Here is a 14175-nt window from a genome sequence, read left to right on the forward strand (position 1 = left end):
AATCAAGGATCCGCAGGAAGACATGTACCCGCCATGGCGGAATCCTGACCGGCCCATAACCTTCCGGGCCCCACCGGCGGCGCGCACGCTGGGGCGACAGCGCGTTGCCCGCCGCCGGCCCCACCCGGCGGCCGCAAGGTCATCCCCCATACCCCCACCGGGAGTTCACCCATGTCCGCGTTCCGTCTCGCCCGTACGGCCACGGCCGTCCTGCTCGCCGTCTCGGGTGCCGCACTCGCCGCCGGCCCGGCCGACGCCGCGACCCCCGCGGCCGCCAGTGCCTCCGCCCACCACTACGGCCACTCCTACGACGGCGGCGTCTGGGGCGGTTACGTCGCCCAGGGCAGCGGCTTCCGTTCGGTGTCCGGGTCCTGGACGATGCCTCAGGTCCAGTGCAACACCGCCAACGACCTGTTCGCCCCCTGGGTCGGCATCGACGGCTACGGCTCGCAGACGGTCGAACAGACCGGCGTCCAGGTGGACTGCTCCAGCGGCTCGCCCGTCTACTCCGGCTGGTACGAGATGTACCCGGCCCCGCCGCAGTACTTCAACGACCCGGTGGACGCGGGGGACAGCTTCACCGCCGGGGTCGTCGCCAACGGCGGCGGCTCGTACACCCTGACGCTGACCGACACCACCAAGGGCTGGACCGAGACCACCCGCCAGCGGCTCAACGCCCAGAACGTCAGCGCCGAGGCCGTGATCGAGTCGCCCAGCCAGAGCTACCCGTCCTTCACCAGCCTGGACTTCTCCGGCATCACGGTGAACGGCCGGAGCTTCGACGCCTACAGCCCGCAGGCCATCGACAGCGGCCAGTACACCGAGACCGCCCTCCAGAACGGCGCCTTCTCGATCGTCCCGGCGAGCTAACCCGGCCCGGCCCGGTCTCGCCCGGTACCCCGTCGGCCCACGGCCGCCGGCGTACCGGGCGCCCGGTCCCCCGGCGAACGGCCTGGTGCGGGCATGGTCGGTGCCGGGGCCGGTGCGGTCTGGGCCTGCGTGCCCCAGCGGCGGGCCAGGACGGCGCAGACCATCAGTTGCAGTTGGTGGAAGAGCATCAGGGGCAGCACCATCAGACCGGCCGCCGCGCCCGGGAAGAGGACGGCGGCCATCGGGACGCCGCTGGCCAGGCTCTTCTTGGAGCCGCAGAAGACGATCGCGATCAGGTCGCCCCGGTCGAACCCGAGCCGGCGGCCGGCCAGCAGCGTGGCGGTCAGGATCAGTGCCAGCAGCGCCGACTCCACCACGAGCAGCGCCGCCAGCCGGGGCAGCGAGAGCGTGCCCCACATCCCGCCCACCACGGCGGCGCTGAAGGCGCTGTAGACGACCAGCAGGATCGAGCCGCGGTCGACCAGTCCGAGGACGGAACGGTGGCGGGCCATCCGGGCGGCGATCCAGCGGCGCAGCAACTGGCCTGCGGCGAAGGGGAGGAGGAGTCGCTCGGCGATCTCCAGGACGGTGCCCGCCGAGATGCCGCCCCTGGTGTGCAGGAGCACGGCGGCGAGCAGCGGGGTCAGGAGGATGCCGAAGAGGCTGGAGAAGGTCGCGCTGCAGACCGCGGCGGCGGTGTTGCCGCGGGCGATGGCGGTGAAGGCGATCGAGGACTGCACGGTGGAGGGCAGCAGGGTCAGGAAGAGCAGGCCCTGGTAGAGCTGCGGTGACAGCACGTCCGGCACCAGCAGGCGGGCGGCCACCCCGAGCAGGGGGAAGAGGCCGAAGGTCACCGCCAGCACCGTGCCGTGCAGCCGCCACTGTTTGAGCCCCTCCCAGGCCTCCCGGGCGGAGAGCCGGGCACCGTAGAGGAAGAACAGGGCGGCGACCGCGCCGGTGGCGGCGTCCGAGACGGCCGGTGCGGCGGCGCCGCGGGCGGGGAGCAGGGCGGCCAGTGCGACGCTGCCCAGCAGGGAGGCGATGAAGGGGTCGACCCGGAGCCGGGTGGGGCGTCGGGACCTGCGGGAGCGCGGTGATCGCTTCGGGCGGGGCATGGTTCTCCGCGGTGGCGGTGCGGTCGGGGGGCCACCTCAGCCTGCCGCCCGGCCGGGTGATTGTGAATCCCTCTGGCCGTGCTCACTGTCATCATGGTTCGTGATGGCGGCGGGTAGGGTGGGCCGGGTGTTCGATCCGGTCCAGTTGAGGTCCTTTCTCGCAGTGGCCCAGACCGGCGGCTTCACCAGGGCCGCCCAGCGGCTGGGGTTGCGGCAGTCGACGGTCAGTCAGCACGTGCGGCGGCTGGAGGAGGCTGCCGACCGGCGGCTCTTCCTGCGCGACACCCACTCCGTGCAGCTCACCAGCGAGGGTGAGGCCATGCTCGGCTTCGCCCGGACGATCCTGGAGGCGCACGAGCAGGCGGTCGGCTACTTCGCGCAGACGCAGGTGCGCGGGCGGGTGCGGTTCGGCGCCTCGGAGGACTTCGTGCACACCGAGCTGCCGCAGATCCTGCGGGGCTTCCGGCGGAGCAACCCCCAGGTCGACCTCGAACTCACCGTGGGCCTCAGCGCCGTGCTCTACGAGCAACTGGCCGACGGGCGGCTCGATCTGGTGCTCGGCAAGCGCCCGCCCGGCGGCGGCTCGCAGGGACGGCTGGTCTGGCGGGACGAGCTGGTGTGGACAGGGGCGGAGGACGTCCGGGTGGACCCGGCGGAGCCGCTGCCGCTGATCGTCTACCCGCCGCCCAGCTTCACCCGCGCCCGCGCCCTGGAGGTCTGCGAACGCGGTGGGCGGCCGTGGCGGATCGCCTGCACCAGCACCAGCCTCTCCGGAGTACGGGCCGCCGCGCTGGCCGGCCTCGGGGTGGTGCCGCATGCCCGGAGCCTGGTCCCGGCGGGCCTGCGGGTGCTGCCGGACCAGCCGGGCCTGCCGGATCTCGGCACCACCGAGTTCGCCCTCACCACCGGACGCACCACGGCCCGCGGGCCGGCCCAGGTCCTGGCCAGAGCGGTCCTCGCGGACGCGTTCCGCCTGCAACGCGCGCCGGAGCGGTCGGAGCCGTGACCGGCGGGTGGCGCTACCCCGGTGCGGGCGGCGGTACCTCCAGGAGGCCGAAAGCTCCGTCCCACGCGGTGCGGGAATCGCGAACCTCGGCAGAATCGATGTGTGGGGCGGCCGCGCCGCAGGCGCCTACGTGAGAGGACCATGCCATGCCCGACTTCCACCCGAAGCACGACCGTCTGATCGTCAAGCCGATCGGGGCGCCGACCGCGCAGGACCCGGAGACGTGGAAGGGCGAGGTGGTGGCGGTCGGGCCCGGCCGGCCGCTGGAGAGCGGCAAGCCGCACCCGGTGGACGTCAAGGTCGGCGAGAAGATCCTCTTCAACAGGCGCTCCGGATCGGAGATCGAGGTGGAGGGGGAGTCGTACGTCGAGCTTCCCGAGGACGAGGTCCTGGCACTCTCCGCGGAGTAGCGAGCGGAGCAGGGCCCGGCAAGCGGAGTAGCAAGCGGAACAGCAACAGGACTTCGGCCCCTGAGAACCCCTGGAGACCCCTGCCATGACCAAGCACTCGCCGGCCCGGATCGGCGTGACCGGACTGGCCGTGATGGGCCGCAACCTGGCCCGGAACTTCGCCCGCCACGGATACCGCGTGGCCGTGCACAACCGCACCCAGGCGCGGACGACGGCCCTGCTGGAGGAGTTCGGTCACGAGGGCGACTTCGTGGCGACCGAGACCACGGAGGGTTTCGTCGCGGCCCTGGAGCGCCCGCGCCTGATCGTGATCATGGTGAAGGCCGGAGCGCCGACCGACGCGGTCATCGACGAGCTGGTGCCGCTGCTCGACAAGGGCGACGTGGTGGTCGACGGCGGGAACGCGCACTTCCTCGACACCAGGAGGCGGGAGGCGGCCCTGCGGGAACGCGGGCTGCACTTCGTGGGCAGCGGGATCTCCGGTGGTGAACAGGGCGCGCTGGAGGGGCCGAGCATCATGCCCGGCGGTACCCCCGAGGCGTACCAGGTCCTGGGACCCCTGCTGGAGGACATCGCGGCCAAGGTCGACGGCAAGCCCTGCTGCACCCACGTCGGACCCGACGGCGCCGGCCACTTCGTCAAGATGGTCCACAACGGCATCGAGTACGCCGACATGCAGCTCATCGCCGAGGCGTACGACCTGCTGCGGCACGGATCCGGCCTGCAGCCGGACGCGATCGCCGAGGTCTTCCGGGCCTGGAACGGCGGGCGCCTGGAGTCCTACCTGATCGAGATCACCGCCGAGATCCTCGCCCACACCGATGCGGCGACCGGGAAGCCCTTCGTCGACATCGTGCTGGACCAGGCGGAGCAGAAGGGCACCGGCCGCTGGACGGTCCAGAGCGCACTGGAGCTCGGCGTGCCCGTGAGCGGGATCGCCGAGGCGGTCTTCGCGCGGGCACTGTCCGGCGGTGTGCCACTGCGGCAGGCGGGGCGGGGGCTGCCCGGCCCCACCGAGACCTGGCTCGACAGTGCGGCGTCCGACCGGTTCGCGGACGACGTCGAGCAGGCCCTGTACGCCTCCAAGATGGTGGCCTACGCCCAGGGCTTCAACGAGATCCAGGCCGGCAGCGCGGAGTACTCCTGGCAGGTCGACCCCGGTGAGATGGCCGCGATCTGGCGTGGCGGCTGCATCATCCGGGCCCGGTTCCTGGACCGGATCAGGGCCGCCTACGAGGCGGACCGGGAACGTCCCACGCTGCTGACCGACGCGCACTTCCGGGAGGCGCTGGGCGCCGCGCAGTCGGCGTGGCGGCGGGTCGTCTCCACGGCGGCCCAGCTGGGCGTGCCCGCCCCCGGCTTCGCGACCGCGCTCGCCTACTACGACAGCCTGCGGGCGGAGCGGCTGCCGGCCGCGCTGGTGCAGGGGCAGCGGGACTTCTTCGGCGCGCACACCTACCGCCGGGTGGACCGGGAGGGCACCTTCCACACGCGTTGGGAGGCCGACGGCCGCCCGGAGGAACGGCGCTGAGTCACCCGTCCGGCCCCACCCGGCGCCACCTCCGACAGCCCTGGAGGCACCCGCCCGGCCGACAGCCTTAGGCGAGGTGGTACTGGTCGGGGGAGGAGACCTGGCCGCCGAGCGCGGCGGCGGCCTGGCGCGCCCAGTACGGGTTGCGCAGGAGCTCGCGGCCGAGCAGGACGGCGTCGGCCCTGCCGGAGGCGAGGATGTCCTGGGCCTGGACGGGATCGGTGATCTGGCCGACGGCCGCCACGGGCATGCCGGTCCCGTTGCGTACCGCCTCGGCGAAGGGCACCTGGTAGTCGGGGCCGGCTTCGATCCTGGCGTCGGGGACGAGGCCTCCGGTGGAGACGTCCATCAGGTCCACGCCGTGGGCCTGGAGTTCCTTGGCCAGCCGGACGGTGTCCTCCGACGTCCACCCCTCGCGGCCGTCCTCCGGATTCTCCGTGAGCCAGTCCGTCGCGGAGACGCGGAAGAGGACCGGCAGCTCCTCGGGCCACTCCGAGCGGACGGCGTCGACGACCTCCAGCGCGAAGCGGATCCGGCCCTCGAAGGAGCCGCCGTACGCGTCGGTGCGGTGGTTGCTGTGGGGGGAGAGGAACTGGTGGATGAGGTAGCCGTGGGCGCCGTGGATCTCGATGGCCTGGAAGCCGGCGTCGAGCGCGCGGCGGGCGGCCTCGGCGAACTGGCCGGCGATTCCACGGATCTGATCCACAGTCAGCTCGTCGGGCCTGGTCCGCGTCGACGTGAAGGGGATGGCGCTGGGGGCGACCGGCGTCCATCCGTGGGCTTCGTCCGGGGCGAGGGCGCGTCCGCGGTCGACCCAGGTGCGCTCGGTGGACGCCTTGCGGCCGGCGTGGGCGAGCTGGATGACCGGAACGGTGCCCTGCGCCTTCAGGAAGGCGGTGATCCGCCGGAAGGCCGTGACCTGGGCGTCGTTCCAGATGCCGAGGTCGTAGGGGGTGATGCGGCCTTCGGGGCTGACGGCCGTGGCCTCCGTGATGATCAGCCCCGTGCCGCCGGTGGCGCGTGCCGCGAGGTGGGCGAAGTGCCAGTCCGTCGGCACGCCGACCGCGTCGCCGTCCGGCGCGGCGCTGTACTGGCACATCGCCGCCATCCAGATGCGGTTGGGGGCGGTCAGCGTCCTCAGGCTGCAGGGGGTGAAGAGGGTGGTGCTCATGGCGGACTCCTGGTGGGGCGGATGGGCGGCATCCGGCCGTGCGGGGGCGGGGCGCCGGTCGTGAGGAGCGCGGGAGGTGTGGTGGGACACCCTCGCGAATGCTTGCAGGTGCACTTTGAATGACTCGACAATAGTTGCACACACCGATTAATTGCAAGCGCGGCGTATTGTTCGGGCCGGCCCTGCGCGAGACCCTGCCGTTGCGCGCCGCCGACCGCCCGGCCTACCTCGACTGGGCCACCGAGTCCTTCCGCCTGGCGGCCTCCGGGGTCCGCGCGGACACCCAGATCCACACCCACATGTGCTACGCCGAGTTCGGCGCGATCATGACGGCGATCGACGAGCTCGACGCGGACGTCATCTCGCTGGAGGCCACCCGCTCGCACATGGAGGTCGCCGGGGAACTGGCCGAGGCCGGCTACCCGCGCGAGGTCGGCCCGGGCGTGTGGGACATCCACTCGCCGCGCGTCCCGAGCACCGAGGAGGCCGTCGAGCTGCTGCGCGCCGGGCTCGCGGCGATCCCCGCCGAGCGGCTCTGGGTCAACCCCGACTGCGACCTGAAGACCCGCGGCTGGCCCGAGAACCGGGCCTCCCTGGAGAGCCTGGTCGGCGCCGCCCGGCGACTGCGCGCCGAGCTCGCCGGCTGACCTGACGAAGACCGGGGCCGGGCGCGGCCCGAGCGCCGTGCCCGCCCCCGGTCACCGGGGCACCCCGCGCGGCCCACGAACGGGACGACGCGACCGTGGCGGCCAGCGGCCGGAGCCACCGCCGCCAACGCCAACAGCACCGGTCTGGCCACCGAGGCGCTGCTCGACGCCGGGCGCCTCGGGGCCGGGCTCAAGGGCTGGGGCCGGCTGGTGAAGTTCCAGCAGGGCTGCTCCGCCGGCCCCGCCGTGCGCGGCGCCGTGGCCTACGACGCGACCGGGTTCAACCAGGCCACCGCCGTACGGGCCACCGCCCAGGCCGTGCTGGGCCTTCGGCGCCGGCGCCCAGCCGGGCGTCACCGCGCCCTGACCCGATCCGGACGATCCGGACGGGCCGATCGGCCGATCGGCCCGTCCGGGTGGCGCTGGACGAGGAGCCGTGGTGCGGCTCGCCCCGGCTTGCGGCTCTCCGGGGCGAGCGTTTGAGTGGGGGTGGTACCGCCGGAATCGGAGACGAGGAGGCGCCATGTCGCACCACAAGTCCAACAAGGACGTCGAGGGGAACCCGGACACCGGCCACGGGCGCGGCCTGCCGCGCCGCCCCGACGAGGAGGAACTCGAAGAGCGCACCGAGGAGGACCGCGAGGAGGTGGGCCTGCCCCCGGACCCGGACGCCCCGCCCGAGGACGAGCAGTAGACCCAGGTCAGCCCTGCTTCCGCGGCTGGCTGAAGCGCACCATGTTGCCCGCCGGGTCGCGGAAGGCGCAGTCCCGGACGCCGTACGGCTGGTCCACCGGCTCCTGCAGGACCTCGGCGCCCGCGGCGCGGATCCGCTCGAAGGTCGCGTCGCAGTCGTCGGTGCGGAAGATCACCCCGCGCAGCAGGCCCCTGGCCATCAGGTCGGTCACCGCCTGCCGGTCGGAGTCGGCGGCGTTCGGGTCGGCGACGGGGGATTCGAGGACGATGTCCAGGTCCGGCTGCGCGGGCGAGCCGATGGTCACCCACCGCATGCCCGCGTAGCCGACGTCGTTGCGCACGTCGAGACCCAGCGCGTCGCGGTAGAAGGCGAGCGCCTTGTCGTGGTCGTCGACGGTGATGAAGCACTGTGCAAGCGTGATGTCCATGCCCATCACGCTACGGACCGGTGGGACCGCCGGCTTCTCCGTTCCTGATCGGTCGGGTGTAGACCTTGGCGACGCAGGCCGGGACGGCGGCGTCCGGCTCGTGGTCCCGGGCCCGGTACGCGCTCGGGGTCTCGCCGACCAGCTGGGTGAACCGCGAGCTGAACGAGCCCAGCGAGGTACAGCCGACCGCCATGCAGACGTCCGTCACGCTCAGGTCGCCGCGCCGCAGCAGCGCCTTCGCCCGCTCGATCCGGCGGGTCATGAGGTAGCCGTACGGGGTCTCGCCGAACGCCGCGCGGAAGCTGCGCGAGAAGTGGCCCGGCGACATCAGGGCGGTCCGGGCCAGCGCCGGCACGTCCAGTGGCTGTGCGTAGTCGCGGTCCATCCGGTCACGGGCCTGCCGGAGCCGGACCAGGTCGGGAAGGGGCACTCGGGACACCTGGGACACGCCTGCCACGGTACCGGCCCGGTCGGACACGGTCACGACGGTGCGGCGGCCACCGCGTGCGGTCGACGCGGCACTCGGCGTGCTCGGATGCCCTGGCCTGCCCCTATGCTGGCGCGATGTCCAACAGCACAACCCCGACCCTGCTCTTCGTCATCGGCCCGGCCGCGGTCGGGAAGATGACCGTGGGCGGCGCGATAGCCGAGCGCACCGGTTTCAAGCTCTTCCACAACCACCTGACCATCGAGCCGCTGCTGCGGTTGTTCCGCTACGAGTCGCCGCAGTTCCAGCGCCTCAACCACGCCTTCCGCGAGCAGATCTTCGCCGAGGCCGCTGCCAGTGACCTGCCCGGCCTGGTGTTCACCCTCGTCTGGGACTTCGACGACCCCGAGGACGCCGCCCTGGTCGAGCGCTACGTGGCCCCGTTCCGCGAGCGCGGCGCGCGGGTGCTGTTCCTGGAGCTGTCCGGCGACCAGGCCGTCCGGCTGGAGCGCAACGCCGGCGAGTCCCGGCTGGCGGAGAAGGCCTCCAAGCGCGATCTGGAGTGGTCCAACGGAAACCTGGTCGGCATGGACGCCAGGTACCGGCTCAACTCGGTCGACGACTTCGCCCACAGCCCCGATGCGCACCTGCTGATCGACAACACCCACCTGGAGCCCGACGAGGTCGCCGAGCGGGCCGTGGCGCACTTCGGGCTCTGACCCGGATCGAGGCCGTTCCGGGCCGGGGGTGCAAGGGGGCGTCTTCGAGCATCCCGGCCCGCGCGGCGCGATCCGGGCTCGTATGCGAAACCGCGCGCTGAGGCCCGTCTGTGGACCCCCGTCTGCGCGCCGACGCTGGGGCACGCGCCGCGCCGCGCCGCGTTGTCGTCGGTCGCCGTTGGCCCTCGGCCTTCGGGCGGGAGACCGCCTTGCGGTGCGCGCTCCCCGACGCCGCCACGCCCGCGCTCCGGGCGGGCGGTGGGGGTTTGAGGACGAGCCCTACGGCCCTTCCGGCGCGGGGCGGCGGGAGGGCCGGTGCGGGGGTCTTCCGGGGGTGGCCAGGGGTTACCAGGCGGCCGGTAGGTGGGCGGGGCTGCGGGTGGTGGTGCCGAGTTGCCAGGTGAGCCGGTCGACGGGGGTGGTGAGGCGGAGACGGGGGAGGGCGATGGCGAGGCGGTGGAGGGATTCGCGCATTTCGAGGCGCATCCGCCAGGCGCCGAGGCAGTAGTGCGGGCCGGCGCTGAAGGCGAGGGTCGGGGCGGGCAGCGGGTGGTCGAGGTCGGTGTCGAGGCCGTCGGGGAAGACCGCGGGGTCGCGGTTGGCGCTGCCGAGGCTGATGGCGAGGACGGCGCCGGCGGGGATGCGGACACCGCCGAGGTCGACCGGGTGGGTGGCACGGCGGGTGGTGGCCTCGTCGTCGCCGAGCGGGATGAAGTGGAGGAGGCGTTCGGTGACGCGTTCGGTGGTGTCGGGGTCGGCGAGGCGGGGCCAGTGGTCGGGGCGTTCGCCGAGCAGGTAGACGAGGGCGTTGCCGAGGGCGCCGGTGACGCTCTCGTTGCCGCTCGCGGTGAGTCCGCAGACCAGGTGGACGAGTGATTCCTCGGGAACGCCGCCGTCCTGGTCGGCGGCCTGGACGAGGCGGCTGACCAGGTCTTCGCCGGGGGCGCCGCGGCGGCGGGCGATCAGTTCGGCGGTGTAGGCGGCGTATTCGGCGAGGGCGTCGGCGGGGTCGTCCGACAGGTCGTCGCCCGGGCCGGGAGCGGCCGGGTCGCCGCCGTCCGGGGTGCCGTCGGCGAGGACGGCGCGGGTCCAGCGGCGGAGCCGTCGTTCGTCGAGGCGGTCCGGGCCGTCCCCGTCGAGCCCCATCAGGCGGCTGGTGACCGCGAAGGGCACCGGCTGGGTGAACCCGGCGACGAGGTCGGCGGGGGCGCCGTCGGCCGCGAGGGCGTCGACGGCCTGCTGGACGCTCTCCGCGACCCAGGGTTGCCAGCCGGCGATGGCGCGGGCGGTGAAGGCCCGCTGGACGGTGCTGCGCAGTCGGCGGTGGGCGGGGCCGTCCTGGTTGAACATCGACGCCGGGTTGCTGGCCACGTCGGCGCCGCCGCCGGGGGTGCCGACGGTGTGCAGGTCGCCGCGGGTGAAACGGGGGTCGGTGAGGGTCTGCCGGACGTCGTGGTAGCGGGTGACCAGCCACGCGGGGGTGCCGTCGGGGAGGGTGGTGGGGTGCGGCGCCTGGACGGGGGTGACGGGCAGTCGGTGCAACGGGGGGAGGGCGGGTGCGGCGGTGGACATGAGGCCCTTCGGGGTCGGCGGTCCGGCGTGGAGTGAGAATCCAACTATCGTAATTTCATGGGGAATTGGACGCTTCTGGTGCTTTTCCCATGGCTTCCGATGGTAGCGATTTCACCGTTCCCGGGAGGGGCTCATCCGAGCCGGTCGGGCGCCGGATCGGCGGGCAGGAGCGGCCGGAGGGCGCCCAGGACGGCGCCGATGCAGACGTCGCGCAACTCCTCGCGCGTGCGGGTCTCCTCGGTGAGCCAGTCGACGACCAGCACCCGGACGAGGGCCAGGCCGACGAGAACGTCGGACTGCTGCTGCGCGGCATCAAGCGCGAGGACGTCGAGCGCGGCCAGTGCATCATCAAGCCGGGTTCGGTCACCCCGCACACGGAGTTCGAGGCCACCGCCCACATCCTCTCCAAGGACGAGGGCGGGCGGCACACTCCCTTCTTCAACAACTACCGGCCGCAGTTCTACTTCCGCACCACGGACGTGACCGGCGTGGTGACTCTCAAGGAGGGCCTGGAGATGGTCATGCCCGGCGACAACGCGGAGATGAGCGTCACCCTCATCCAGCCGATCGCGATGGAGGAGGGCCTGCGCTTCACCATCCGCGAGGGCGGCCGCACGGTCGGCGCCGGCCAGGTCACCAAGATCACCAAGTAGGCGCCGGAGCCGGACCCGGGGAGAGGGGGCAGGTCGTCCGAGCACACCGAGAGCCGGCGTTCTCGGACGACCTGGCAGCGTGGCGGGTCAGCCGCCGCTCGCGGACGGACTTCCTCAGGACGGGCAGGGCAGGGCCGCCGCGTCGGAGCCGACCCCGTACGTGCGCAGGTGGGCGGTGAGTGCGGCCGGGTCGGCCGTGCCCGCGGTGAGCCAGACGTGGCCGTCCGGGCGGACCAGTACGAGGGCGTCCCCGCTGATCCCGTAGGCGCGGTGGGCGTGGCCGTCGGGGTCGAGGACATCGGCCCGGCGCACGCCCGGGAGTTCGGGCAGGGATGCCAGGGCGGGGTGCTCGCCGAAGGCCAGCAGGGTGGCGTGCGGGCCGCGGAGGAGGTCGAACAGGCGGGTGGGGGTGCCGTCGGCGGTGCGGCAGGGGGCGTCCGGGGCGCGGTCCCCGGCGCGGATGCCGGTGGCGTCGTCGAGGTCGCGGCCGAGCGGCCCGCCCCGGTAGTGGACGGACAGTCCGGTGAGGTCGCCGCCGGCCGAGTCGGTCAGGCTGCGGAACTGGTCGGCCAGGGCCTGGCCCCCACTGCCGCTGCTGAACAGCGCCCGGTGCTGGGTGGAGGAGGCGGCGAGGGAGGCGCGGGCGACCGGCAGCCGCTCGGCCTGGTAGCTGTCGAGGAGTCGCTCGGGGGCGCCCTGCAGCACGGCCGCCAGTTTCCAGCCCAGGTTGTGCGCGTCCTGGATGCCGGTGTTCATGCCCTGGCCGCCGGCCGCGGACTGGCAGTGGGCGGAGTCTCCGGCGAGGAGGACGCGGCCGTCGCGGTAGCGCTCGACCAGGCGGACGGTCGGCCGCCAGACGGTGGACCAGGTCGGCGCGTGCAGCCGGACGCCGGGCAGGCCGGCCCGTTCGGCGAACAGCCGCTGGAAGGTGTCCAGGGTGGGGGCGGGGAGCCGGCCGTGCTCGTCCGGGCTGACGGCGGCGTGGACGGCCCAGGTCCCGTCCTGGCGCAGCGGGACCAACACCAGGGCGCCGACGCCGAGTTGTGGGTGGTTCCAGACGTGCATGCAGTCCGGGTCGACCCCGTCGATGCGCATCGTGGCCATCAGGAACCGCTCCTCCTCCCAGGTCTCGCCGAGGAACGGGATGCCGGCGCGCTTGCGGACGGTGCTGCGGCCGCCGTCGCAGCCGACCAGGTAGCGGGCGCCGATCCGTTCGGTGCGCTCCCCGCCGCGGACGGTCCCGCCCGGGCCGGCCTCGGTGGGCTCCCCGCGCCGGACGGTGGTGAGGACGCCGTCCGCGTCCTGGGTGTAGTCGAGGAGTTCGGTGGCCGGCTCGACCGTGACGCCGTGGTCGGCGAGCCGGTCGCGCAGCACGGCCTCCGTCTGGTGCTGGGCGAGCAGCAGCATGCCGGCGTACGGGCGGTCGGTGGTCGGGGCGTTGGCGGGACCCGGGTCGACCTCCTGGACGAGCCGGGCGCCCTCGTAGCTGCGGACCCTGAGGTTGACGTCGCCGCGGGCGAGGATCTCGTCGACCACGCCGAGGTCGTCGAACACCTCCAGCGTCCGGGGGTTGACGCCCTTGCCGCGGACGCCGCGGTCGCGGAACTGCGGATCCCGTTCGATGATCCGGCAGTCGACCCCCGCGCGGGCCAGCCCGAGGGCGAGCGTCAGACCGACCGGGCCGGCGCCGACCACGAGGACGTCGGTCGTACGGGCAGTGCTCATGAGGGGTCCCCTCCCGAAATAAGATACGTCGCGTTTCTTGGTCTCGACTGTAGACTCGCCCTAATAAGAAACGCAACGTATCTACGAGAATCTGGTGCGGCACTCGTGATGACCGGCAGAGCGGCGGAAGACGGACCGGCGGGCGCCAAGGCCTCGCGTCGGCGCGGTGACGAACTGGAGCGGGCGATCCTCGACGCCGTCTGGGCCGAACTCGCCGAACACGGCTACGACCGACTCACCATGGACGGCGTCGCCGCCCGCGCCCGGACCAGCAAGCCGGTGCTCTACCGCCGCTGGTCCAACCGCGCCGCACTGGTGATCGCCGCCCTCGACCGCAACGCCCCCGACTACCGGGAGCCGCCCGACACCGGCGAGTTGCGGGCCGACCTGGCGCTCTTCCTGCGCAGCCTGCTGCACCGCTTCGACGATCTGCCGCCGGACGCCGTGCACGGCCTCCTGATCGACCTGATGCGAGACCCCGAACTGCGCGAGCACTTCCGCGGACTGGCCCTGCGGGGCCCGGTGGACGGCCTGACGGCGATGCTGCGCCGGGCCGCCGACCGGGGCGAGATCAACCCCGCGCGGCTGACCCCGCGCACCTGCTCCCTCCCGCTCGACCTGCTGCGCGAGTCCTTCCTGCTCGGCGGGGGCGTCCCGCCCGACCACGTCGTCGACGAGATCCTCGACGACATCGTCCTTCCGCTGCTCAGGGCGCCGTCCGCGGGCTGAACGGCGAGGCATACCCCCACCCCGTACATCCGGCCTGGCCTTGCGCCCCCCGCGCGCATACCCCCACCCCGTAGCCGAAAGCCCCTGACGCCGCTCACCAAGTGCCGGACGGGACCCAGGGCCCGCCCGGTCGTCAGGGACTTTCGGCGGCCGGTCAGGAGCGGACGAGGCGGGCGATGGCCTGGTTGGCTTCTCTGACCCTGGTGCCGGCCTGCTGGCCGCCCTCGGCGATGGCGTCGCGGACGCAGCATTCGATGTGCTCGTCGAGCAGCCGGAGGGCGAAGGACTGAAGGGCGCGGCTGGCGGCGGAGACCTGGGTGAGGACGTCGATGCAGTAGGTGTCCTGTTCGACCATGCGCTGCAGGCCGCGGATCTGGCCCTCGATGCGGCGCAGCCGCTTGAGGAAGTCGTCCTTGTGGGGGCTGTGGCTGGCCATGGCCGACTCCGGTTCCTGCGCGGTCCGGGGAGGCCCGGGGCGC

General features: G+C 73.2%; 14 protein-coding genes and 3 pseudogenes. 9 read left to right on the forward strand and 8 right to left on the reverse strand.

Annotated features, from left to right (window positions below):
* The first annotated feature begins 171 nt into the window (after positions 1-171).
* Positions 172-870, forward strand: coding sequence for a G1 family glutamic endopeptidase (locus tag P3T27_RS19940; RefSeq protein WP_280680435.1), 699 nt, complete (start codon positions 172-174; stop codon positions 868-870).
* Here the strand turns inward: P3T27_RS19940 and P3T27_RS19945 are convergent.
* Entirely contained in the window at positions 867-1985 is a 1119-nt protein-coding gene (locus P3T27_RS19945) for a bile acid:sodium symporter family protein (protein WP_280680436.1), read from the reverse strand. The genes P3T27_RS19940 and P3T27_RS19945 overlap by 4 nt on opposite strands.
* A gap of 127 nt (positions 1986-2112) precedes the next feature.
* Here P3T27_RS19945 and P3T27_RS19950 point away from each other — a divergent pair, with 127 nt between their 5' ends.
* The 3 genes from P3T27_RS19950 (at position 2113) to gndA (ending at position 4932) form a co-directional block, all read left to right on the forward strand.
* Complete coding sequence (locus P3T27_RS19950; protein WP_280680437.1) at positions 2113-2991, forward strand: LysR substrate-binding domain-containing protein; 879 nt, start codon at positions 2113-2115, stop codon at positions 2989-2991.
* A 146-nt stretch (positions 2992-3137) separates the two neighbouring features.
* Positions 3138-3401, forward strand: a complete 264-nt coding sequence (locus P3T27_RS19955; protein WP_280680438.1) for a co-chaperone GroES — start codon at positions 3138-3140, stop codon at positions 3399-3401.
* Positions 3402-3486: 85 nt separating this feature from the next.
* Positions 3487-4932, forward strand: coding sequence for an NADP-dependent phosphogluconate dehydrogenase (gndA, locus tag P3T27_RS19960; protein WP_280680439.1), 1446 nt, complete (start codon positions 3487-3489; stop codon positions 4930-4932).
* A gap of 67 nt (positions 4933-4999) precedes the next feature.
* Here gndA and P3T27_RS19965 read toward each other — a convergent pair whose 3' ends face one another.
* Complete coding sequence (locus P3T27_RS19965) at positions 5000-6103, reverse strand: NADH:flavin oxidoreductase/NADH oxidase (RefSeq protein WP_280680440.1); 1104 nt, start codon at positions 6101-6103, stop codon at positions 5000-5002.
* A gap of 176 nt (positions 6104-6279) precedes the next feature.
* Between P3T27_RS19965 and P3T27_RS19970 the strand changes: the two are divergent.
* Positions 6280-6750, forward strand: a pseudogene (locus P3T27_RS19970) (5-methyltetrahydropteroyltriglutamate--homocysteine S-methyltransferase); the annotation flags it as partial.
* A 523-nt stretch (positions 6751-7273) separates the two neighbouring features.
* The gene (locus P3T27_RS19975) at positions 7274-7444 is read left to right on the forward strand and encodes a hypothetical protein (RefSeq protein WP_280680441.1); all 171 of its coding nucleotides are present in this window, start codon (positions 7274-7276) and stop codon (positions 7442-7444) included.
* A 7-nt stretch (positions 7445-7451) separates the two neighbouring features.
* Here P3T27_RS19975 and P3T27_RS19980 read toward each other — a convergent pair whose 3' ends face one another.
* Together P3T27_RS19980 and P3T27_RS19985 are read right to left on the reverse strand one after the other, a co-directional pair.
* The gene (locus P3T27_RS19980) at positions 7452-7871 is read right to left on the reverse strand and encodes a VOC family protein (protein ID WP_280680442.1); all 420 of its coding nucleotides are present in this window, start codon (positions 7869-7871) and stop codon (positions 7452-7454) included.
* A 10-nt stretch (positions 7872-7881) separates the two neighbouring features.
* Entirely contained in the window at positions 7882-8301 is a 420-nt protein-coding gene (locus P3T27_RS19985) for a helix-turn-helix transcriptional regulator (protein WP_280680443.1), read from the reverse strand.
* 134 nt (positions 8302-8435) lie between these two features.
* Between P3T27_RS19985 and P3T27_RS19990 the strand changes: the two genes are divergently transcribed.
* A complete protein-coding gene (locus P3T27_RS19990) occupies positions 8436-9017 on the forward strand; it encodes a hypothetical protein (protein WP_280680444.1) in 582 nt (193 codons plus the stop codon).
* Positions 9018-9362: 345 nt separating this feature from the next.
* On the opposite strand, the gene P3T27_RS19995 is transcribed toward P3T27_RS19990, so the two are convergent.
* Positions 9363-10589 (reverse strand): cytochrome P450, encoded by a 1227-nt coding sequence (locus P3T27_RS19995; protein WP_280680445.1) that lies wholly within the window; start codon positions 10587-10589, stop codon positions 9363-9365.
* Between the two features lie 131 nt (positions 10590-10720).
* Positions 10721-10858: pseudogene (locus tag P3T27_RS20000) on the reverse strand (TetR/AcrR family transcriptional regulator); the annotation flags it as partial.
* On the opposite strand from P3T27_RS20000, the pseudogene P3T27_RS20005 reads away from it, so the two are divergent.
* Positions 10856-11242: pseudogene (locus P3T27_RS20005) on the forward strand (elongation factor Tu); the annotation flags it as partial. The pseudogenes P3T27_RS20000 and P3T27_RS20005 sit on opposite strands and share 3 nt — an antisense overlap.
* Positions 11243-11356: 114 nt before the next feature.
* On the opposite strand, the gene P3T27_RS20010 reads toward P3T27_RS20005, so the two are convergent.
* The gene (locus P3T27_RS20010; RefSeq protein ID WP_280680446.1) at positions 11357-12967 is read right to left on the reverse strand and encodes an FAD-dependent oxidoreductase; all 1611 of its coding nucleotides are present in this window, start codon (positions 12965-12967) and stop codon (positions 11357-11359) included.
* Between the two features lie 108 nt (positions 12968-13075).
* Between P3T27_RS20010 and P3T27_RS20015 the strand changes: the two genes are divergently transcribed.
* Complete coding sequence (locus P3T27_RS20015) at positions 13076-13696, forward strand: TetR/AcrR family transcriptional regulator (RefSeq protein ID WP_280680447.1); 621 nt, start codon at positions 13076-13078, stop codon at positions 13694-13696.
* Positions 13697-13850: 154 nt separating this feature from the next.
* Here the strand turns inward: P3T27_RS20015 and P3T27_RS20020 are convergent, their stop codons facing one another.
* Positions 13851-14132, reverse strand: a complete 282-nt coding sequence (locus P3T27_RS20020) for a metal-sensitive transcriptional regulator (protein WP_280680448.1) — start codon at positions 14130-14132, stop codon at positions 13851-13853.
* Positions 14133-14175: the final 43 nt, after the last annotated feature.

The organism is Kitasatospora sp. MAA19 (assembly GCF_029894125.1).
GTDB lineage: Bacteria > Actinomycetota > Actinomycetes > Streptomycetales > Streptomycetaceae > Kitasatospora.